At 68.7% G+C, this 20,916-nt stretch carries 19 protein-coding genes; 1 reads left to right on the forward strand and 18 read right to left on the reverse strand.

Features of this window, described 5'->3' with window-relative positions; genetic code table 11:
• Window positions 1–48 precede the first annotated feature (48 nt).
• The 15 genes from ACFV6H_RS37130 to ACFV6H_RS37200 form a co-directional block, all read right to left on the reverse strand.
• Window positions 49–834 (reverse strand): hypothetical protein, encoded by a 786-nt coding sequence (locus ACFV6H_RS37130; protein WP_385551205.1) that lies wholly within the window; start codon window positions 832–834, stop codon window positions 49–51.
• Window positions 831–1,172 (reverse strand): hypothetical protein, encoded by a 342-nt coding sequence (locus ACFV6H_RS37135; RefSeq protein WP_385551207.1) that lies wholly within the window; start codon window positions 1,170–1,172, stop codon window positions 831–833. The genes ACFV6H_RS37130 and ACFV6H_RS37135 overlap by 4 nt, the downstream gene beginning before the upstream one ends.
• 108 nt (window positions 1,173–1,280) lie before the next feature.
• A complete protein-coding gene (locus ACFV6H_RS37140) occupies window positions 1,281–1,811 on the reverse strand; it encodes a hypothetical protein (protein ID WP_311301185.1) in 531 nt (176 codons plus the stop codon).
• Window positions 1,812–1,884: 73 nt separating this feature from the next.
• Window positions 1,885–2,361, reverse strand: coding sequence for a hypothetical protein (locus ACFV6H_RS37145; protein ID WP_385551209.1), 477 nt, complete (start codon window positions 2,359–2,361; stop codon window positions 1,885–1,887).
• A gap of 279 nt (window positions 2,362–2,640) precedes the next feature.
• On the reverse strand, window positions 2,641–3,069 hold the full coding sequence (locus tag ACFV6H_RS37150; RefSeq protein WP_385551211.1) for a hypothetical protein: 429 nt from the start codon (window positions 3,067–3,069) through the stop codon (window positions 2,641–2,643).
• A complete protein-coding gene (locus ACFV6H_RS37155) occupies window positions 3,066–3,635 on the reverse strand; it encodes a helix-turn-helix domain-containing protein (protein WP_385551213.1) in 570 nt (189 codons plus the stop codon). Before ACFV6H_RS37155 ends, ACFV6H_RS37150 begins: the two co-directional genes overlap by 4 nt.
• Before the next feature lie 113 nt (window positions 3,636–3,748).
• On the reverse strand, window positions 3,749–4,210 hold the full coding sequence (locus tag ACFV6H_RS37160) for a hypothetical protein (RefSeq protein ID WP_385551215.1): 462 nt from the start codon (window positions 4,208–4,210) through the stop codon (window positions 3,749–3,751).
• Window positions 4,211–4,226: 16 nt separating this feature from the next.
• Window positions 4,227–6,488 carry a hypothetical protein gene (locus tag ACFV6H_RS37165; protein WP_385551217.1) on the reverse strand — a complete coding sequence of 754 codons (2,262 nt, stop codon included), beginning with the start codon at window positions 6,486–6,488 and terminating at the stop codon, window positions 4,227–4,229.
• Window positions 6,488–9,100 carry a hypothetical protein gene (locus ACFV6H_RS37170; RefSeq protein WP_385551219.1) on the reverse strand — a complete coding sequence of 871 codons (2,613 nt, stop codon included), beginning with the start codon at window positions 9,098–9,100 and terminating at the stop codon, window positions 6,488–6,490. Before ACFV6H_RS37170 ends, ACFV6H_RS37165 begins: the two co-directional genes overlap by 1 nt.
• On the reverse strand, window positions 9,100–9,504 hold the full coding sequence (locus ACFV6H_RS37175; RefSeq protein ID WP_385551221.1) for a hypothetical protein: 405 nt from the start codon (window positions 9,502–9,504) through the stop codon (window positions 9,100–9,102). Before ACFV6H_RS37175 ends, ACFV6H_RS37170 begins: the two co-directional genes overlap by 1 nt.
• Before the next feature lie 79 nt (window positions 9,505–9,583).
• Complete coding sequence (locus ACFV6H_RS37180) at window positions 9,584–10,699, reverse strand: hypothetical protein (RefSeq protein ID WP_385551223.1); 1,116 nt, start codon at window positions 10,697–10,699, stop codon at window positions 9,584–9,586.
• A complete protein-coding gene (locus ACFV6H_RS37185) occupies window positions 10,696–12,009 on the reverse strand; it encodes a ParB N-terminal domain-containing protein (RefSeq protein ID WP_385551225.1) in 1,314 nt (437 codons plus the stop codon). Before ACFV6H_RS37185 ends, ACFV6H_RS37180 begins: the two co-directional genes overlap by 4 nt.
• A gap of 35 nt (window positions 12,010–12,044) precedes the next feature.
• Entirely contained in the window at window positions 12,045–13,061 is a 1,017-nt protein-coding gene (locus ACFV6H_RS37190) for a replication-relaxation family protein (protein WP_385551227.1), read from the reverse strand.
• On the reverse strand, window positions 13,061–15,511 hold the full coding sequence (locus ACFV6H_RS37195; RefSeq protein ID WP_385551229.1) for an ATP/GTP-binding protein: 2,451 nt from the start codon (window positions 15,509–15,511) through the stop codon (window positions 13,061–13,063). The genes ACFV6H_RS37190 and ACFV6H_RS37195 overlap by 1 nt, the downstream gene beginning before the upstream one ends.
• A gap of 25 nt (window positions 15,512–15,536) precedes the next feature.
• Window positions 15,537–16,052 (reverse strand): hypothetical protein, encoded by a 516-nt coding sequence (locus ACFV6H_RS37200; RefSeq protein WP_385551231.1) that lies wholly within the window; start codon window positions 16,050–16,052, stop codon window positions 15,537–15,539.
• 279 nt (window positions 16,053–16,331) lie between these two features.
• On the opposite strand from ACFV6H_RS37200, the gene ACFV6H_RS37205 reads away from it, so the two are divergent.
• Entirely contained in the window at window positions 16,332–16,697 is a 366-nt protein-coding gene (locus ACFV6H_RS37205; RefSeq protein ID WP_385551233.1) for a hypothetical protein, read from the forward strand.
• A 49-nt stretch (window positions 16,698–16,746) separates the two neighbouring features.
• On the opposite strand, the gene ACFV6H_RS37210 is transcribed toward ACFV6H_RS37205, so the two are convergent.
• From ACFV6H_RS37210 to ACFV6H_RS37220, 3 genes are all read right to left on the reverse strand, one after another.
• Window positions 16,747–17,778, reverse strand: coding sequence for an NlpC/P60 family protein (locus ACFV6H_RS37210; protein ID WP_385551235.1), 1,032 nt, complete (start codon window positions 17,776–17,778; stop codon window positions 16,747–16,749).
• Window positions 17,771–18,433: a hypothetical protein gene (locus ACFV6H_RS37215; protein WP_385551237.1), complete on the reverse strand. Its 663-nt coding sequence runs from the start codon at window positions 18,431–18,433 to the stop codon at window positions 17,771–17,773. Before ACFV6H_RS37215 ends, ACFV6H_RS37210 begins: the two co-directional genes overlap by 8 nt.
• Before the next feature lie 72 nt (window positions 18,434–18,505).
• Complete coding sequence (locus tag ACFV6H_RS37220; protein WP_385551239.1) at window positions 18,506–20,848, reverse strand: hypothetical protein; 2,343 nt, start codon at window positions 20,846–20,848, stop codon at window positions 18,506–18,508.
• Window positions 20,849–20,916: the final 68 nt, after the last annotated feature.

Genomic DNA, 20,916 nt, shown 5'->3' on the forward strand with positions numbered 1-20,916 from the left:
GGGCCGGACGCATCACGTCCGGCCCCACACGGTTACCCGAAGATCCAGTCAGTGGACTGTCTCAAGTACCTTCTCGGAACGCATCTTCTTCGCCGCGAGCTTCTCGTCCCGAGCGCGCTGCAAACTGCCGAATGTCTCGCTCCCTTGCCGCTTGATGAGATGGGGGATCCGATTGGCTGGAATGCCGACGAGAGGAGACTCGCTGAGGACTGCGAGAAGGTCGGATTCAGTCTGGTCGGAGTATCCGGCGGCGATGAGGGCTTCGATGTCAGGGAAGACGTCGGCGTGCCTTTCGTGCGCGAGATCGATCAGGTGGTCTTCGCGCCCGCCGAGGCTGTAGCACCACAGGAAATTGTCTGGGGCGTCCTTTTCCACGAGCTTCTTGAAGCGGCTGATCTCCTTGGTGTAGCAGTAGAATCGCACCTCCGGGGACGCCTTCATGATACGCATCCAGGCGAGCAGATACGCATCGGAATAGAAATCACCGGAGTCGTGCAAGCGAATCCATTTGCCGACGTACCGCTTGTGGCCGAGTTCCTCCGTCATGCGCTTCTCCCACTCTTCCGGGGAGTCCCGGCACAGCAGAAGATTCCGAATATGCGCCGCGCGCACATTCTTGAACCGATAAGCCCCTACTCGCGCGTAGCAAAGGTCGGCGCAAGCCCCGGCCTGAGGGCATACATTGAAATTCGAGCCGTCCGGAAGTTTTACCGCGAAAGCCGGAAGAGTCCAGTTGAAAATGCCCTCCTTCCGCAATTGCGAGTTCTGAGTGAGAAGCCATTTTCGCGGGCTCCGCTTCGTCGGGCTGGTCACATCGCCGTCAACGTTGTTCATTTCTTCGCCTTCGTGAGGTCGGGGGTCGAGGGGAGGCCGGGGCAGCCGGCGTGGGAGCGGGTGCACGCGTGGATGCCGAGCGCGGTCACGCCCCCGTCGGCCATCGCGAGAACTGCAAGGCCCTTGGCGATCGCGGTCCGCGCCGTGCCCTGGTGGCGGCCGCCGAACTGGGCGTCGTCGCCGTGGCTGGCGATCGCGTCGCAGCATTCGGAGCGGATGCGGTCGATTTCCGCGTCGGACAGGTTCCACATCTCGGCCAGGCAGAGGGGGACCATGAACTGCAACCAGTCCGTCCAGAGCTCCGGGACGGAGGTGTTGCTCTCGGGGTCGCGGACCACCAGCCCGAGCGGGCCGTGAGAGTCGGGAGCTGATCGTTGAGAGGGAGAAGGCACGGAAACGTCTCTCTGCTGATGGGCGCGCCGGTGGAAGCCGGCTCACCCGGTCGGTCAGGAGGTGGAGGCAGGCGCCGGGGGCTGCGCGCTGTCGCGATGGGCGACCAGGTGGCCGGCGCCCGGGCACGGCTCGATGGCCGGCGGGACACGGTGCAGTGCGGCCAGGGCGCCGATCCGCAAGAGGGTGAGATGGCCGCAGTGCGAGCACCGTCCGGTGGGCCGTTTGCGGTCGGGGGCGAGCCAGACCGTCATCGGCCCCCGGACGGAGCGCATGTAGCGGTTGATGGCGATCTGCCGGACGCCGTCGGAGCGCCAGTGGTCGGCCGTGGTCTGGAGGACGTGGACCTCGTGAACGCTGCGGTCCTCGCAACTGGTGGTGTTCTCGTAAAGGCAGTCGTCGGCGAGATCGTCGGGGTCCAGCTCGTCGGCGAGGTACTGCCGGATGGCTCTCGGGCTGTGGGCTATCTCGACCGGTATCTCGAAGTCGCGATCGACTTGGTAGGTGACCAGTTCGGAGAAGGCGACGCGCACCCTGATCTCGGTGAACTCGTCGGATTCGTCGGTCTGGTGGACGGTTGCGGTCACGGAAGGGGCCCTTTCATGCAGGGCGCCCCCGGCTCGGGTGAGCCGGGGGCGCCAGTGAGGGTGTGGAGTCGGATCAGTCGCCGCGTGCGCGGCAGCCGACGGCGTGTGCGGGGGAGAGACGGAACCTGGGGGAGCCGCCGAGAGCGTCGCGGGACCTGAGGAGGTAGTCGCCCAGGTCCTCAGCGCGACCGATCTCTTCGGTGGGCACCGGCTCGTGGCAGTACGGGCACGTGTCCACGACGTCGAAGACGAGACGGCGCCGGTCGTTGTACGTGGCCAGGAATCGGAGGGACCACCCCTGGTGGGACAGGAGCAGAGCCACGGCGGGGTAGTGGATGCCCCCCGGCAGGAGCATGTGGCGCTTGTCGCTGTGGCCGCTGATCACTGCCGGGTGGTTCGCCAGGCCGAGGCGGTGGCGAAGCAGCCGCGCCAGGCCGGTCTGCTCGTCCGGCGCGGTGTGGACGGATGGTTCGGGTGCCAGGTGGACCGCCTGCCTGGTGCGTGCGCGGTTGATGGCCGCATCGACGGCGGCCGACTCGATAGGGGACAAGGGCGGCGTGGTACTGGAGCGCGGCATGTCATCTCCGAAGGTCGGTGGGGCGGCGGTGCCGGTGGTTGGTCCTGGCCGGCACCACCTGTGCCGGCCTCGAAGGCCGTACGGGGACGGCCCGTGTGCGGTTCTGGAGGATTCACCCCCCGTCCGCATGCGACTACAGTACCCGTCATTATCGAGTTATGCAACAACTCGGCTGGAGGGAACCGCCCCCGCGCGGCACACCGTGGAGTGTGCGACGCGCGGGGCGCCGGGAGTCTGCGGTGGAGGCCGGCCCTACGCGCTGACAGCCAGTTGCCCGACCTGGTCGAGAAGGAGCTGGGCGCGCTCGAAGGCCGCCTGCTTGTGACCGTACGAGGGGACGACCAGGTGCATCGTCTCGTGTGCCAGAGCGCGGTCGGCTTCCTCGCGGCTCGCCACGAGGGCGAGGTTCACCGCCATCAGCGGCACGCTCAACCGGGCCGTCTCCGGGCCCCGGTAGACCTGGGCGGCGTAGTGCGGGTAGAAGTCCATCCCGGTGACCGAGGCGTACGCCTTGAGGTCTACGACCAGGTGAAAAGGCCGCTGGGAGACGTGCGCGAACATCTTGGCGCGCCGGCGTAGCCAGGCCAGGTCGACGGGGAGGGCGCGCTCGTGCTCGGGCAGCGGGCAACGCAGAGCTGCGTGCCGGGCGTTCGTCAGCGGGTGTCCCCGGTGCACGGTCATGAGTTCCTCCTCTCGCTCCGGTTCTGGATCTCGCGGGCCAGGTCAAGCAGAGCCTCAGAAGCCACGCCGAAGTGGGCAGCGAGACCGTCCAGCACGGCTCCTTCAAGAACGGGCGCCGGTTCGCCGGCCGCTTGGACGGCCACCGTGTGAGCCCGGACGACGACGTCGGTGTCAACTTCCCACGAAGCCGCCAGCCTGGACGCCACCCCGGACTTCAGGCTGCGGGTGTGGCCGTTCTCGAGCATGGCGTACCCGCTGCGCGTAAGCCCCGCCGTCGCGGCGGCGCCGGCCTGGTTCTGGCCGGCGCCGCACCGAAGGTCCTCCATCGTGGTTGCATGCCCGGGGCGCAGTTCGTCGACCGTGCTCGAGAGGCCGGCTGCGAGCACGAGGAGGGTTCTCCACTCCGGGGTCCGCCGGCCGTCCTCGTAGGCGCAGATGAGGGAGGGGGCGATCGCCGTGGCACGTCCAAGGTCCTCCTCGGACATGCGCCGGCGCGTGCGGACGGCCCGGAGCACGGCTCCGTCAAAGCCGCGAACGCCGCGACGTCGCGCTGCCACGCTGCTCACCTCCCTTCACCTTCAGCGCTGCGCCGGCCCACAGGCCGGACGCCGCCTCGCGATCTGCGGGGCCGGGAGACCATCATGCCAATACGCCTGCCGACGCCCCGGGCGCCGGCCCGTCAGGCATAGCGGCCCTGCCAGGAGTCCGCGTCCAGGCGCCGCAGCGCCGCATCCTCCTCTGGGGTGAGCCGGTCGGTGAAGTCCTCCCACCGGGTCAGCTCTGCCATGTCCGTCTCGTCCGCCGGTTCGACGTGGGCCCGCTGCCCGGTGGCGAGGTCTATCTCGACTACCCCGTCGACGAGGCGGGCGCACTCCCACTGCAGGGAGCGCCGCCGTGTCATGCCGAGGTTGAACAGGTATCCGTCAGCGGTGTCCTGGCCGCCGACCAGGGGCCTGATCCACACGATCTGCTCGTCGTCGACGAAGCGGTGGTGTCGGGCGAGGGCGGCCCGGAAGACTTCGCTGCCGTCGGGGTCGAAGACGATCAGGCGCGCGCCGGCGTCGACGGCGTCACCCGTGGTGCTGTGATTGCCGGCGAGGAGATCTGAGAACCGCTGCCGCCACTGTTTGTCCGTTGTCATCGTTCAGCTCCTCGTATCAGCTGTAGTAGTCGTCCAGGCACAGGACATCCTCGACCGGCTTGCCGCCGAGTTCGGTGATGCCCCGGGAAGCGAACGAGGCCAGGATCGTCTGGCGCTCGCCGGCGGACGCGCACACGATCCGGCTGGGTGCCTCAGCCCCGAGCAGATCAATCCCGTTCCCGAACATCACCTCGTTGCCGTCGCTGCTGAAATTGGCGATCTTCATCGGGTTCCGGGTGATCGCGTTCTTGCTGTAGTTGTGGTGCTCAGGGTTGATGGCGCCGTAGTGGTCGCCGTTGTAGCCGTAGTAGTCGCTCCGACGCATCAGAACGCTGGGGTCGTCCCAGATCAGCGTGCCCCCTCCCAGGTGAGAGCCGCTGTGCTGGACCCGCAGGAACACGCTGTTGGCGCCGCCGGTCATCTTGTCGCTTTCCTCGCTCATGCCCACGCCGCTGCCGATGCCCATGACGGCTCGCTTCTCGGTGCTGGCCAGCACACCGGTGCCCAACAGGCTGGCGAGGTTCCCGCTGTGGATCTTGTGCATCAGCGACCTCCCCTCGAAGGCGGATTTGATCTCCTCCTGCTTGCCGGTGACGTCGAAACGGGACCACGACAGCCACTTCCCGGTCGTCGCAGGTGTCGGCTCGTACCCGGGGCTCGCTGCCAGCTCGGCGCCGCTGGCGAACCCGGAGGCCTTGGCCACGGCATCCCGCACCACCTCCACCTTCATCGGCAGCACTTTGTGGGCGGCCTCCAGGTGGATCCGCTTCATCTGGGTCTGCAGGGCCTCGGTGTCGAGCCCCATCAGCGTCTCCATCCGCTGGTGCACGATCTCCTGGACCTGGAGGTCCTGGAGTCCCTGGGCCGTTTCCATGGCAGCCTTCATGCCGGCCGCGTTGCCCAGCCCCTGGGCTTTGACGTTGTTCGACAGGTACGTCCACTCGCCCTCGGCGGCTGTCATGGGTTTGTTCATCAGGTGCAGCTGCTCCAGCCGCTCCACGAGTTCCTTCCCATGGCCGGCACCGGCCGGTGCGTGGACCTCCAGCTGTCCGCGCAGCGAGTACTCCGTGGAGGCCGGATCGTTGTCCTTGTACGGCCGGTAGACCGCCTTCCAGCCGTCCCCCATGTCGATCTCGTACTCGGTGCCGTTCGCGGTGCTGCGAGTGGTCCCGTCCCAGGAGCTCTGACCGGTCTCGGTGTCCAAACTCGCCTTGATCCGGCTGGCTTTGCGCACGGTCGCCGGGAGGGTTCCCGGCTCCGGCTCGCCGTCCGGTACCGGGACCTGCTTGGTGACCGTCTTGGTCTGGGTAACCTCGTACGGGGCCATCCAGGGCAGCGGGGACCCGCCGTTGTCGATCTTGTCTTTCACCAGGTTCAACTGGTGAAGGTAGTGCAAGGCCATGGTCTTCTCGTCGTCGCTGATCGACGGATCGTGGAGCACATCAGAGACGGCGTCGACGGCCGCCTGGTGCTTGGCGATCGACGCGTCCGACATCGGCAGGTCGTGCTTCAGCTTGTGCTGCACCGAGCTGACCGCCGTTGAGGTCAGCTCGCCCAACTTCTTGTCCTTGTCGAGGCCGAGGCGGCCCTTGACCTTCTCCTCGACCTCGACCTCTTCCATGTGCGTGCCCGGGATGCTCAGAGCGTCGAGCAGCTTCTCCTCTGCTTCCTCCGAGACGTGGGTAAGGAGGACCTCCCGCGGACCGTCCGCCGAGTCGTACGCCACCAGGGCGGCCTCGGAGTTGATGAAGTCGTCCCCGCCGACCAGGATCGGCGTGCCCGTGGGCTGTCCGACCGGGGGAGCTGCCGGCACCGGCGTCAGCGGAGGGTCCGTCTCCTCTTCGGCCTCGGTCTCGTCCTCCTCGGCGAGCAGCAGATCTCCGTCGCCGGCGGCTGGCTCGTCTCCGGTCTGCTCGTCGACATCGGGTGCGGAGCTCTCCGGTTCATCCTCATCGGGTGCGGTCTGGACTTCCTCGTCATCAGGTGGTGCGCCGGATTCGAGTCCTTGGCCGGGCACGGCCTCCTCGGTGAGTTCGTCCGCTACCGGGTCCGCGACGACGTCGCCGGCGTTGGCCGGCTCCGCAGGGGCGTCCGGCTCTGGAAGGAGCTCCGCGACCTCCGGGATCTCGGCTACCGAGCCCCCTGCTGCACCCGCCAGATCGACACCTTCGCTCGCGGCCGGCGCACCGCCGAGCTCCACCGGGGCGGCCGGGCTCTCCGCGAGCGCGGTCGGGCTGACGGCGTAGCTCTGGTGACTGGACTTCGATCCGGTGCCCATCAGCTACCCCCGTGCTTGAGGGAAGCGCCGGAGGGCAGCTTGAGTTGCTTGACGAAGAAGTCGGCGAAGTTCTGACGCAAGGAGTTCTTCCTCTCGACTGCGTGGTCCAGGAACGCGTTGGCGATCTGCTCGTGCGTGACCTGGGACTGGGGGATCTTCAGGGCCTTGGCGGCCCGGCTGCGCATCTGGGGCACCCACGCCACGCCCGCCTTGGCTCCCTCGTGGGCGGTGGAGTGCAGAACGGAGCGCAGCTGTGCGTCCGGGATCGACTCGAGCTTCTTGATCACCGGATGGGCGGCGGCCGGATTGAGTTTCACGCCCTTGGCGAGGCTCCCGCCGAGCGCGGCCTGGTAGAGGCTCTGGTGGACGGGGGTGAACCCGCCCCCGCCACTGGGGGCGTAGTCGATCGAGAGCTTGTCGGCGCCGAAGTGCTTGAACGCCTGGCCGCGGTCGATTTGAACCAGACCTCCGGAGGGGGTCTGCAGCCAGTTGTTCTTGTGACCGTCGTGTTCGCCGATGAACCACGAGCCGACGTGGGACCGGACGACCGCGTCAACCTGGGACTGCGTCCACTGGCTCGGGCTGGACCCGAACTGCTGCGCGCCCTTGAGCATGGGCTGGATGGAGCCGGCTGTCCCGTCGGGCTGCTTGTGGTGGTAGACGGGCACCGACGGGACTCCGCCCAGCGCCAGGATGTGCGAGGCAGCCGCTTCGGTGTGCCCGAGGGCTCCGCCGTGGTTGTGGTCGGCCTTGAACAGCCACTGGGAACCGTCCGGAGCAGCGTGGACGGTCTTGGCGTACGTCCCGCCCAAGTTCGACGCCGTGGTGCCGGGGCCGAAGGTCCAGCCGGCGACTTCCGTGGCGTCGACGCGTGCCGGCACGTCCTGGCTGGTCGCCTTCGCGTGCTGCACCTCGGCCATCAACGCCTGGATGTTCGCGTTGAACGATCCCGGCTTCGGTACCTTCGCCGGCTTCGGAGCGCCAGGCGTGGCCGGCTTGGCCGCGGAGCTCGCTCCGTTCGCATGCAGCTTGCTCGCCAGGGCCTGGACCGCCTCGTCGGAGGCCAAGCCGTCGTCTGGCTTCGCCGCAGGCGCCGCGGCGGCCGCCGCCTTGGCAGCCTCCTTCTTCGCGACGTCCGAGGTGACCTTGTCCTTGATGGTCTGCTGGTCGTACTTCTTGTTGAAGCTCGCGGCGATGTAGTTCTGGACCTGAGCCCGTGTTGCCTTGGCGTTGGTGTCCATCCCCAGCTCGGCGGCGACGGTGCGCAGGTCAGCGAGCTTCTGCTCCTTGGCCCACGCCTTGAAGTCGCTCGTGAGGTCGCCGGGATGGATGTACTTCCCCGGCCCGAGGGCCGGGTGCTCGGCGTACATGTTTTCGCCGAGCAGGTGCTGGGTGGTGGAGTACCAGCCGTTCACGCTCGTCTGCATGTCCCGCACTTCGCCGGCGTTCTTCGCCCACGCTGCGATGACCTGCTCCGCCCCCGGGTCGCCGGCAGGGGGGAGGTTGAGCGGCTGCCCGGCGCCGGGAGCCATCGCTATGTGCGCGGCATAGCCGGCGTCGAGGTTCGCCAACTGCTCCTGCCGCTTGCCCGCCAGAGCCTTCAGGGACTCCGCTTCGCTCTCGGGTGTGGTCGGCCGCATCAACGTCACGACCTGGCGGCTGCTGAGGTGCATCGCCTCGGTCTCGGTCAGCTGACCCGAGGCAAGCCCCTCCTGCACCAGAGGCCCGACGTCCTTCGGATTGAGGTAGGTGGAGTTGAGCGCCTGGTCGACGGCCTCCTTGGCCTGAGCCTTGGCCTTATCGAGATCCTCGCCGATCTCAGGGCAGTTGGCCGAGGCCAGCTTCTGCTCGGCCGCGAGCATCGCCTGCAAGGCCTCGGCCTTTTCAGACTGAGGCCCGTAGGTCTTCTTCACCGCGATCCAGGCGTCGACCGATTCGGTGACCGCCTGTGCCGACTGGTTGACCTCCCCGGGCGTGGCCGTCCACGAGCCGTCGCTGACGGGCGGCTCCGTGCCTTCGAGTTGGTGCAGGTCGGCAAGTGTCATCCCGCCGACCGTCCCGCCGGCGAGCAGCTCGTTGTACCGGTCGAGCGCGGCCGCCTGGATCTTCTGCTTGGACGGGATGTCACCGGGGTAGGCCGGGTCGAGCCAGTGCACCAAGGGGTGCTGGCCCTTGCCCGACAGGCCGACCAGTGCGGGATGCTCGAATCCCTTGGCTTCGGCGATCTCACGCAGCTCTTCCTCGTCCAGGGAATTGAGGAAGGCGACCGTCTGGGCCTTCAGTGCTTTGGTGTGGGCCTCGATCTCCTCCTCGGAGGCCCCGGCTTCCTTCAACTTCTCGATGGCCGCCTGGGCATCCTTGACCTGGCCGACGAACAGGTCGTAACGCTCGACCGGGTCAGCGGGGACCGCGTCCTCGGGGTCGATCGCGAACGGCGGATCGGCGATCTCCTCCATGAGGTTCGTGGCCACCAGCAGGTCGGCCTTGGCCTGGATCTCCTCGTCGGACATGGGTTGTGCCGGTGCCTCGGCGACCGGTTCCTCCGTGCCCTCTGACGTGGCTGTCGGCCCCACCGCGTAGGAGGCGTGGCTGGACTTGCTGCCCGTACCCATCAGGCATCCCCCCGCGCTGGGAGAGCGGGGATGACCTCGGCAAGCAGTTCGTCGAGAACGAGGTCGGCCGCGTGGGACAGGTCGAGCGCGCCCTCAGGAATGGTGGCGGGTTCGAGAGCGCAGGTCCCGGACTGCGCGACCCAGAGCTCGACGTCCTCGGGCCGGGTGTTCTCGCCCAGGCGCTCACGCCAGGGGTCGGCGGGGTCGTAGACCAGCGGCACCCAGCGAACAACGCGATCTGCCGGCTGATGACCGGTGTCGAGGGCCAGCACGGCGACAGGGTCGACGGGGAGGCCCAGGGCCGGGTGCCAGACAAGCAAGATCCACAGCCGCCAGGCGGAAGTGTCCGGCGACGTCGTGGACGCGTCGGCCGTCGCGTCGGGCTTGTCGGGGTCGGTCGTCATGGAGGCTCCTCCCATCAGGGGTTTCACCTGCTACAGGTGTGGGAGGAGCCGCCGGTGTGACAGTGCGGGCGAAGAACTTTCAGCGGGACGGCAGAAGCGACGCCATGTACTGGACTGTCGCGGCGAAGGCGTCCTCGGGGCGGGCGTGGACGTCCTCGCGACCGTTCGCGGTCATGACGGCGCCGTGCAAGGCGTACTGGTGCGGGTTCTGGGAGATCAGGGTCAGCCGGGAGCCGAACAGCTCGACCATCTCCGCGATCCGGTTGGTCCGGGACAAGCCGGTGAGGATGACGGGCATGTCCTCCGGGAGGTTCGCGGCCAGCAGGTGCAGGCCCGGCCGCTCCCAGGTGTCCCAGGTCGAGTTATCACGGACGGTCTGCACGTTGATGGCGATCGCCGGCGGAGGCGCGTCCTCGATCCAGGCCAGGTAGCGCTCCAGATCCTCCAGCCGGAACCAGTAGACATTCGGAACGACGGGCACGCCGGCCTCGGCGAACTCCTGCGCCAAGAGCAGGCACCGTCGCATGTTGAGCAGGTGCTCGGTCCTCGGCCAGTCCCCGTAGATCGAGAAATTGCAGGGGAGTACCAGGTCCCACTGCTGCTCCGCGATCCGCTCCACGAGATTGTCCCGCTGGCGCCTCGTCCAGAACGCCTCCACGAGCGGGTCCTCGCCGTAGCCGACGAGTACGGCCTTCTGGTGCGGCTTGAGGGCGAGGGCTTCGCGGGCCGACTGTTCCGTGAATCGGGGGTAGAGGGTGTGGGTGTCAGGGGAGAAGACGCGCCTGAGGCCGACTCCGTAGGCCGGCCAGTTCAGGCTGGCGTCGAGCTTGGTGACGGCGGAACCGTCGGTCATGGGGATCAGGGCCGGCAGGCCGTCGGGCAGGGTGCCGTCGATGCTGATGTCATCGAAGCCCAGCGTGCCGCCTACGTCGGCCATCCACTGGGCGATGTCGGTCCGGCTGCCGCAGCGGATCGGGCACTTCCTGGTGACGCAGGCGTTCGCGGGGGCGTCCGCTTCCGTCGCAGCGCAGCCGCAGAACCGGCAGTCGGAGTTCGTGCCCGAGCACAGCGGCTCGACGGTGGCGGGGCCACCACGGCCATCGGGCCCAGCGTAGAACGCGCAGGCGTTGCAGTCGCAGCCCCGGCCGGGGAGGGGAACGCCGACGGTCGGAATGGGCAGGGAAACACTGGTCATGCTGCTTCGGTCCCTTCATCATGGGTGCCGCGCCCTGACGGGGCGGGTGCGGCTTCGTCTTCGAGGTGGGCGCCCAGCTCGCGCAGCGCGATCCGCAGGGAGCCGCGGTCGTAACGGGAGATCTCCTTGCCTGCCCGGACCTCGACCAGCAGGCTCCGGACCCCGTCCAGCGCATTCCGGATGACGTCCGTCTGCACGGCCGGTCTCGGCGGCCCGGGAGGCTCAGACTCCGCGGTCTCCGGTGGGAGCGCGGAGTCGTCCGGCGCCGAGGGGTCGGTGCCCTCCACGGGGTCCGCCCCGGCGGCGAAGCCGTCGTTGTCGTCGAGTTCGACTTCCGCCTGGGTGGGAACGCGGGTGAGCTTCGCACGACGGTCGGCGTTGGCCGCGTCCTGCCGTTCCTCCGCCTCGGCGATGATCTCCTCCGGCCCGAGCCCGGGCTCCTCGAGCCCGACATTCACGGCAGTGGGCAGCAGGTGGAGCCGCTTCGACGTCTTGAGCGCTGCCCAGATGCCCGCCGCCGCTTCCGCGCGCCCGTTGCGCAACTCGGCATAGCGGATCCTGGTGTTCAGCCGGATTGCTGCCTCGTCCATCTCCTCCGTGAGGTCGCGCGGCAGCGCGCGGAAGGCACGTACCAGCTCACCGGCCTTGCGCTCGTTGAGCTGGAGCCCGAGCCGACTCAGTACCTCGCTCCACGGCGCGGCACAGCTGTGGTCGGTGCCGCGGATCTTCTCCAGGGCCTGGAAGCGCTGCGCCGGGTCGGGGATCGCGTAGACCTCCTGCGACACGGGCTTGCCGGCCTTGAGCAGCTTGCCGACGAGGATCGCGCATCGCTGGTACAGAAGGGCAGCAGCCTGCTCGCCCGGCTTGAGAGGCTCTCTGGCGAAATTCTCCACGAAACGCCACATGTGACGTTCCTCGTCGGACAGCGGCCCGGGGCAGACCACGGCGGGCAGAGCCGCGAAGTGCGGGTTGTCCGGCCGGTTTGTAGCTCCCCAACGCATCGCGCGCAGACGGCGTTCTCCGGTGACCAGCCGGATCGTCGGCGCCTTTCCACCGACGACGATCTCCTCGGCCAGCACCGGCTCCAGCAGTCCAACGACGGACATTGAGGAAATGAGGTCGGCGAGTTCGGACGGCGGGAGGGAGTCGGACGGGTTCCGTGCCTGGGCCTCGGTGAAGGGGGCGCCCGGTCCGCGCAGCGGCAGCATCTCGAATCGTCGCTGCCGCAGCTTGGTACTGCGGTGCAGGATCTCGGTGAGCCGGATCATGCTCCCGCTCTCGGCCGGAGCCTCGACTGAGGTACTGGTCATCGCGCTGCTTCCTTCTCGGCCGGTCGGACGGCCGGCTACTTCGTGGAGAGGTAGAGGTCGGTGGGTGACGGCCGCGCTGAGGGGGACCCGCGCAGCAGGGGAGTGAAGATCGGTGCGCAGGGGCCCTGCTCCTGGAGCTGCCGGAGGGTCGTCACCCCGATCGCCATGTCGCTCTTGAGCCGGCTGAGTCGGATGTCCGCAGCGGTCCGGGTGTAGAGATCCTCCGCGCGCGCCGCGAGCCGCTGCGGCCGCCGGTCGGACTGGCCGGCCCGGGGCGGCGCCGCGTCGAGGATCACCAGCACACGGGGGAAGACCGGGTAGCTGTACATCCAGGCCGGCCGTGTGGCGTTCGGCATCCGGCGGGCTCGGTCCGGGCTCTGGGGGACGTACTCGTACAGCCGCCCGTACGTGGCCAGCTTCGCCGCCAGCCGTGCGGACGTCATCGTGGCCCGGTCGACCTCGATGAAGAAACTCAGCATGGTGCGCTGGCCCCGATCGATGTGTACGTAGTTCAGGACGGCGTCGCTGATGACGTGGTCGTCCTCGAAACGCCGCTGACCGTCCCTGATGCGGTTGGCGACTTCCGGTGTCCAGTCCAGAGGGCCGCACTCGTGCCCCAGGCGGCGGGCATGCTCCACGAAGGCGGCACCCACGTCGCTGACCGCGAGCGTGTGCGCCTGCCGGGCACCGGCCACCGAGTCCGGCGTCACCCGGTAGGGGCGGACAGGCAGCTCGCCCGCCTCTTCGACGGACTCGGCGCCGGCCTCCGTGAGGAACCACAGGTAGGGAAGGTTCCGGACCCGCCCTGGGCCGCCACTTCCATGAGCCCGCACCCGACTCACCAGCCCCGACTGCCGGAGCTCACCGAGCTGCTGGCGCAGGTAGACGGGACGCTCCGGCCGGCTCTCCGGCTCGGTGAGAAGGACGTGCAGCTGCTGCGTGGACAGCACCCGGTGCTGGTACAGCAGTTCCAAGGCACGGCGTCCCAGCGCATGGAAGCTGCGGCCGCTGTGCGGCGTGATGAGCGGCGGTTCCTCGGTGTGCAGGGTCATCATCCGAGCCTCGACTGGTTGGGGTTGAGCGGGAGGACATTGCTGGGAGCCTCGGCCGCAGCGTCGGGTTGTTCGCCCCCGATGACGGTGCCCTCGCTGTCGTGGACACGCGTCTTGACGCCAGACCGGCCGTCAGAAGAGCCCTTCGCGCCGGCGCCGTTGCCGTCCGGCGTCGGCTCGTCCGGGGGAGGAGCGGAGGCCTCGGGATCGTCGTCATCGTCCGGCGGCACCTCAAGGGTGACGATGAACCGGCGCAGCCTCATGTCGAGTCGGCGCAGGTCGGTGAGGATGTCGCGGACGGGGCGGCGGGCGAGGTTCTCGTCGATCGCCCGGCTGAGGCGGTCCTCGTTCTGGGGCCGGTAGTACTCGGCGTAGAGGTCCTCGACCGAAGCGCCGCGGACACGAAACGGGTCGGACTGACCGCCGTCCAGGGTCACCGACATCACGTAGTGGTACCGGTTGAGCTGGGTGATCGTGTCCGGGGAGACCTTCTTGCCCCAGCGGCGCGTCACCAGCGTGGCCTCGTCGACGTCGGACGCCGTCGTGGACAGGACGGAGATGTTCTGCAGCAGTCCCTGCCGCGTGGTGGCGCTGAGCCGCTGCGCCATCTGCGTCATCGCCAGCAGCCGTACGTTGAACTTGCGCAACTGCTCCGCGATCTGCGCCAGCGTGCCCTTCGACGCGCCGTCCACGCTCGTCAGCTCGTCGATGAACGAGAAGAAGTCGCGGCGCTTCGCGACGGGGGTGTCCCTGCGGGAGAGGCCGGCCCGGAACAGGTCGTAGATCAGCAGGCTGCTGATGATGCGGTCGACGTCGCCGGTTCCGGCCGGGCAGACGAAGACGATCTTGCCAGAGTCCATGGCGTGCCGGATGTCGTACGTACTGCGGCTCGAACCCAGAAACGCCTTGATCGCGTTGGACGATGAGAGCCGCTCGATGATGTTCGTGACGACCGGGACGGCCTCCTTGGAGTACGAGGGGAAGACGTTCTCCCAGAAGTCCCGAACGTCCTTGGGCAGGTACTTCAGAACCGTGGTCCGCCAGACCGCGTCGGTGAGGATCGTGCGGATCTGGAAGATCGTGGGCGCCAGCTCAGGCCTACCGGCGCGGCAGACCTGCCAGGAGAGGTACACCAGGGACTCGACCGCCCTGGTGAGGATGGTCTTGGCGCGGCCGGCGGAGTCGCTCCAGTTCAGCGCGGCGGAGAACCCGGTGACGATGTACTGGACGATGTCGGGGATCTCTGACTCGCGACGTCGCTCCATCGACAGCGGGTTCCAGGAGCCGACCATCTTGTCCAGCTCGGGGGAGGTCAGGTCGATCTCCCAGATCCTGTCCGCGAGCTCGCGGTGGGCGAGGTAGGGCCGCGCCCGCGCCCAGCCGTCGCCGTGCGGATCGAGGAAGAGCAGCCCGTGGCCGTTGTGTGCCAGGGCGATCGCCTGGACCAGGGACATCTCCGTCTTGCCGTAGCCGGCCTTGCCGAGGAACAGCGCGAACAGCAGGTACTTCAGCGGAAGTCCGGCGAGGCGTTCACCGCCGCCGGGCTTCGCGACCCATCCGAGTGGCAACAGGCCCCGCTGCCCGTTCCAGGACGGCAACGCGGCCGGCGGGGGCGGGACGACGCCGCCCGAGCGACTGAGGTTGGCCGCGCCGTTGTTCTTCGTCGGGGGCTTGAGCAGCCCGGCTATCTCCTGAGCCGTGACCCAGTTGTTCCGCCGCTGCTTGAAGGCGCCCGTCTCGAAACGGCGGTCGAAGGCGCGCCGGTAGAGCCAAGAGTCGGCGCGGACGCGGGTGATGCCGAGATTCAGTCCGACGGGCCGCAAGTGGTTGTCACCCGACCACGGCTCCAGGGCGGCCAGGACCTGGTCGAGCAGCATCCGGGCCCGCGCGGAGTCAGGAGCGCAGGTGCGGACCATCATCTGCAGGGAGAAGACCGGCTCGGCGCCGGGAGCGAGCTTGCCGAGGGCAGCCTTCATGTCGGTCATGCGGTGCATCCGGTGCGGGCCGGGACGTTGCGGTCGCTGGCTCCGCCCCTGGTTGCCCTTCATCTCAGAGGCGACCTCCGACAGCACCGACGACAGATCGAAGCCGAAGCGGCTGTTGTGCTGAGGCATGCCGGGTATGGCCGGCGCGTCCGCCGGGTTGCGGCGCGCCTGCGCGAGGAGGCGCCTACGCCGGCTGCCGACGCGCGACGGCGCGACGGGGACGAGGTCGAGGACGACGTCGGCGCTTTCCCCGAGGTCCTCACGGACGTCGGCGACCGCCGTCGCCAGCGCCTCGAGCGGGTCGGGAGCGAGAGGGACTTCGCGCAGGGCGAGGTGGTCGGGCAGGGCCAGGGCGAGCTCGGTCCGGGCGTAATGCATCCGTGGACCGGAGCCCTTGTTGCCGGCCGGCTCGTCCTTGGTCAGGTTGACGGGGGCATCGGCGTCCCGTTCGGGTGCGGAGCTCATGAGGTTCCGTTCCTGTTCTGCGTCGTCACGCGGCCGCGGGCCGCGGGCTTGCCTGGGACTGGGCGCCAAGCTGGATCTGCGGGCGCTCACAAACGGGGAGGCCGTCCTCTACGAGCCGCATCTCGCACTGGGCGTAGCCCTGGTGGCGCAGCACGGACAGCGCCTTCGACGGGCCCTCCACCCGCATCGTCAACGGCCCTCCCGAGCAGTTGAAGCGGATACGGATCGCGGTGCCTCGGGCAGGGGTGAGGTTCCAGCGGGAGACGCTCTTGTGGGCACGCGTGAGCTGGTGAGCGAAGCGGATGACTTCCTCCACCTTGGGGTCGAAGCCCGTCGTGGGCAGCAGCTCCAGCGCGCCCCGGTCGGCCAGCGGACGCCTGGCAGCGAGGAGCCGGCCTGCGCCGACCGCGCCGAACACGGCGAGCACAAGCAGGGCGATCCACCAGGCGTTGCTCAGCGTCCACTGCGCGAGCCGATCGGCATGCGCGGGAAGATCCTGCAGCACGCCGATGGCTCCGTCGATGAGGTCGTTCGTGGTCATCGGCCACCGTCCGGTACCGGGCGACGGGACTGTCGCCTTGTCGCGGCGACGGTGAGGGGGAACTGCGGGAGCACGGCGGCACCTCCAAAAAGCAGACGGGTCATTCGTCTGCTACAGGTGTCGAATCCGAGCACGGTGTGACACCCAGCCGAGAATTTCCTCCGTCTGCTTCCCCGCCTGGATCGGGTGCGGGCTACAGCGCAGCTCCGGTGATGGCCGATTCGCTAGGGTCGTCGTGCCGCGCCTGGTACGGACCGGCGTCGACAACGAGGAGGACAGGTGCCCGACGCTCACCCCGCTCACAGTGGGCTGCCGTCGCTCTACCTGGCCGAGGTTGGAGTGTTCCGCGACCGGTGGACGATGTCCGTCATCCGCCCTGAGCAGGGCGTGGCCGCGGGTCCGAACCTCGACCTGGGCCCCGTGAAGACATTCACCGAGGCACACCCCGACGATCCAGGTCGCTATCTGATCGCGATGACTGGCCGGGTGCCGGTCCTTCCTCGGGACGAGGCTGTTCGGATGCTGGCAGAGCACGGCTTCGTGGTTGCCGGCGCCGCCCGCGACGAGGCGCGGACCGACTGCGGCTGGACTCAGGTCGCCGGCTCCGAGTGGACCGCACCCTGCCAGCCCGTCGCAGCGCCCTGAACACGAGCCGCCGGCAGGGTGGCGGCGCGCGAAGGGCGCAGGGGCCGGCTCAGCCAACCCGCCTCATCCGCAGAATCTGCGGCTCCCAGTAGGACAGAGGCTTGATCCGCACGTTCAGGCCCGTCCGCGGCGCGTCGATGACCTGGTCGTTGCCGATGTACATAGTCACGTGCTCCGGACTGGCTGCGCTGCCGACGGCAAAGATCAAGTCCCCCGGCTTCAGGTCTTTCACCGACTTCACTTCTGTTCCGACGTTGACCTGGTCGTAGGTGGTGCGCGGAAGATTCACCCCTACCGTGCTCCAGGCATACTTGACCAGGCTCGAGCAGTCGCACCGGTTGGCCCCTTCGAAGGGCGGCCGGCAGTTGCCACCCCACAGGTACGGCGTGTTGAGTGCGCTCTCCGCGGCCTCGATGACCTTGCCGACCTTGCCGTTGACGGACCCGCTGCCTTCCACGGGCGCGGTCCACTTCTCGGCCAGGGCCCGGATGGCGTGGACGTAGTCCTGGGTCTCCTTGTACGGGGGGATGCCGTTGTACTTCTCCACGTTGTAGGCGCCGGCGTTGTACGCGGCGAGCATGTTGTCGGTGTCGTCGCCGGGCACTTTGCGGACGTCGTCAGCGAGTTCGCAGTCGTATTTGACCTGTGAGGGGATGGCGTCCTCGGGGTTCAGAGGGTCCCGCTTGCCGTCGCCATTGCCGTCGATTCCGTGCACCTGCCAGGTGCCGGGGATGAACTGCGCGATGCCCAGGGCGCCGGCGCCTCCGTCCGGCGGGTTCTTTCGGAACCCGGACTCCTGAAACAGTTGCGCGGCGATCAGCGACTCCGTGGTCTCGGGGCAGCCGTATGTCTCGACGGCCTTAATGATGATCGGGCGCACCCAGTCGGGGATCTCGTCGGTGACGGCGAGGCCGCCGCCGAAGCCGGCGTTCTCCATGGAGTTGCTGGTGTTGTCATCGCCGATGGCGGAGGTGAGGGCCAGGACCGCGGCGAGGATCAGGCCGAAGCCGAGGAGCGGCAGACCGAGGAGAGCCATCACCAGGCGCCTGCCGACCTTCGACTGTTCCTGCTGCTCAGGCATCGGGCAGCCCCGTCACGTGCCAGCGCCCGTCGTCGGCGCGGTGGAGCTTGAGCGCGACGTGCTGGACCGACACGGAAGACGGACCGCTCGCTGGCCTTTCCGTGACGCGGTAGGCGACCCTGGCGAGTCCCGCGCTGGATGTGGGTGCGGGCGCTCCGTCGGGTAGTGATACGCCCGTCACGGAGGCGGTCACCTGGACGCGCTGGGCTGTCCATCGCAGCCACTGCTGTTCCGCGGCGGTGCCGCTCTTGTGGGTGCGGAGGTCGGCGGCGAGGTCACTCGCGGCGTAGGCGGCGGCGCGCCGGGACGCGTCGTCGTAGGAAGTGTCGCGGCCGGGGCGCGCATCGTGGCTGGCCCAGGCGATCGTGAAGTCTCGTGCGGCCTTCTGCATCGGGGCCGGCAGGGAGGCTGACGCCGGGGACGCCTCGGTGGTCTCGGCGGTGTGTGCGGTGCGTGTGCTGGGCGGCGTGGGAGAGGCGGGTGAGGAGGTGCCGGCGTCCTGCGCAGCGGAGCCGGCAGCTGTACGTGGCCCGGCGTGCTCGGCGCCGCCATGGCCGGTGAAGAGCAGTCCCAGCCCCAGGGCCGCCAGGGCGGCAGCCGCGGTGAACAGGGCTATGGTGCCGCGCCGGGCGCGCTTGTCATCGGTTTCAGGCATGGGAGTCCCCCGTCGGGTGGGTCAGCTGTCCAGGTCTGGGCGGCCGGTGCTGAAGGCCCCGGCCGCTCGCGATTACGGCCGCGGCTTCGGTGGCCCGGCGGGGCGGGTGGCACGCCGGATGGCCCGAGGCGTTCCCGCGGATTTGGCCGTGCTCTTCGCGGCGGGCGGCGCCGGCGGTGCAGGGGTGGGCGGGGTCGGCATCATCGGCACCGAAGTCGGCGGCGCAGATGGGGGCTTGGACACGCTCGGCGTCGCGGCGCCGGGCACCGCTGGCGCGATCGCCCCGGCCCGGGGTCCGGGCGGGCCCGACGACTTGGCGTTCGGCTGGATCGGGGCGAGCCCCAGATTCACCTGGGCCTTGGTGCCGGTCTGGGCGACGAACTTGCCGGCCGCGGCGACGTTGCGCTTGTACTCGGCGCTGAAGTCCTTGGCCTCCTGGACCTTCTTGTCGACCGTGCGTGCCTTGACCGCGGTGAGCTGGCCGCGCACCTGGTCGGCCCGCGCCTTGGCCGCGGCTGCGCCCCGCTTGGTCGCGGCGACGCCGCGCGGGACGCCCACCGGCGCGCCGACCGTGGCCATGAAGGCGAACTTCCCTGCCTTAGCGCCGTACTTCGCGGTGGCGGCGGCGGCCTTGCCGGTGGCCATGGTGGCCCGGCCGCCTCGTGTCTGGGACATCTTGTTGGCGGCCGCCGTGGCCAGGCGCTTCTTCAGGGTGGCCTTCGCCGCCTGCTGGGCTGCGACCTTCGTCGCAGCGCTGGCTCCGCCGGTGCCGACGGCCGCGGCCGCGTTGGTGGCCAGCCGGGCGGCTGTCCGAAGGCGGCTGGCCTTGCGGTTGGCCTGCGGCGATCCGACCCAGGCGCTGCGGGCGGATTTCAGCCCCTTGCTCATCGGCTGGCTCACCCGGCGGGCCTCGCCGCGGGCCTCGCCCCACATCTGCTTGAGACCGGGAGCCGTCTCGGCGTAACGGCCCGGGCTGTTGAACACCGACCGTCGCGAGCCGCCGACCCGGGCGTTGACCAGCTTGCGGTTCAGATTGACCGCAATGCTCTGCGCTGTCTGCTTGATCCGCTTGTGTCCAGCCAGCCCGGCCACGGCCGTGACGTCGATGACGATGAACTTCACGGCCAGGACGTCGCCGGTGTCCGCGTCAATGAGGGCCAGGACGATCAGGATGAAAATGGCCAGGAAGAGGATCGCCAGGACGATTCCGAGAACCGCCTTGGTGATCGCGGAGAACCACCGCCAGAGCGTGGCCCGGCCCCCGCCCGGCAGGATGCCGGCGCACAGGGCCCAGTGACCGCGGATCGCCTCAAACGCCAGCCAGCCCTGCGCCGTGAGGAATCCGCCGGTGACCAGGACCATGAGGACGGCGACGATGATGGCCGCGATCGCGACGAACAGCGCGCTGAAGGCGAGGTCTGCGGAGGCACGCTTGGCCTTGGGCTTCTGATCGCCGCACTGTCCCTCGAACTTCTTCGAAGCGTCGTTGAGCCCCTTGATGAAGTTCGTGTCGTAGATCGAGTCCATCATCGCGGCGTCCCAGTAGTTCATGCCGCTCTGGTCCAGGTCGTACTCGGCCAGCTTGAACTCGCGGAACGCCTTGTCGCAGGCGCCGTCGAAGGTGTTCCCGTAGACCATCAGCTCGTTGGGCTTGACGACGAACGCATCCACCAGGGCGTCGGTGATGGGCTTGGCGACGTTGTTAGGGTCAGAGCTGCCCTGGGCGTGCTCAGGGTCCTCGGACAGCACGATGCTCGCGACTTCGAGCGTGAAGTCTTTCGCTTTCCCCAGCAGACCGTCGTTGGAGAGCAGCATCGTCGAGCCCTGCGGTTGGGGCTGGTCGTGCTGGCCGAGCAGCACCTGGGCGGGCGAGACCAGCACGGTCGTGGCCACCGCGGCGACGACGAGGGAGACCCCGATCTCGGCGAACCCCCGTGCGCGCGCCCGAAAGAGGATCTGCCAGCCGGCGTACAAGCCGGCGAACAGCAGGAAGAGACCGGGCAGGCCCATCCGGTCGATGACCTGGTTCTTGATGGTGGTGGAGATGTGGTCGACCGGTCCGATGAGGACGTCGGCCAGCCCGAAGTTCAACGCCCACTTGATCAGCCAGCATGTGAAGCCGATGACCCACTTCGCGACGCCGAACAGCAGCTGCGCGATGATGTTCCAGATCTTGAGGTCGATGTCCTTCCATCCACCTGTGTCCGTTTTGACGGTGTAGGCGGAGATCGGCACGCCGTCTTTGTCGGTGACGTTGAAGGGCTGGAGGATGCCGTCACTGGCGTCCTTCTTCTTGAGCAGGTCGTCTGCCTTCGAGTTACCGGTGCCGTCGGCGGGCTGGCCCGGTGTAGGGGACGCCGACGACCCGGAGGTAGGGGCGGGAGATGGGTCGGCGACGGCGGCCGGGGCCAGCACGGCGGTGAACAGGATCAGCAGCAGGGCGACCAGGCCGAGGCGGCGGGCGGTCGGCCGCCGGCGGGCGT

Source organism: Streptomyces sp. NPDC059743 (assembly GCF_042732975.1).
GTDB lineage: Bacteria > Actinomycetota > Actinomycetes > Streptomycetales > Streptomycetaceae > Streptomyces.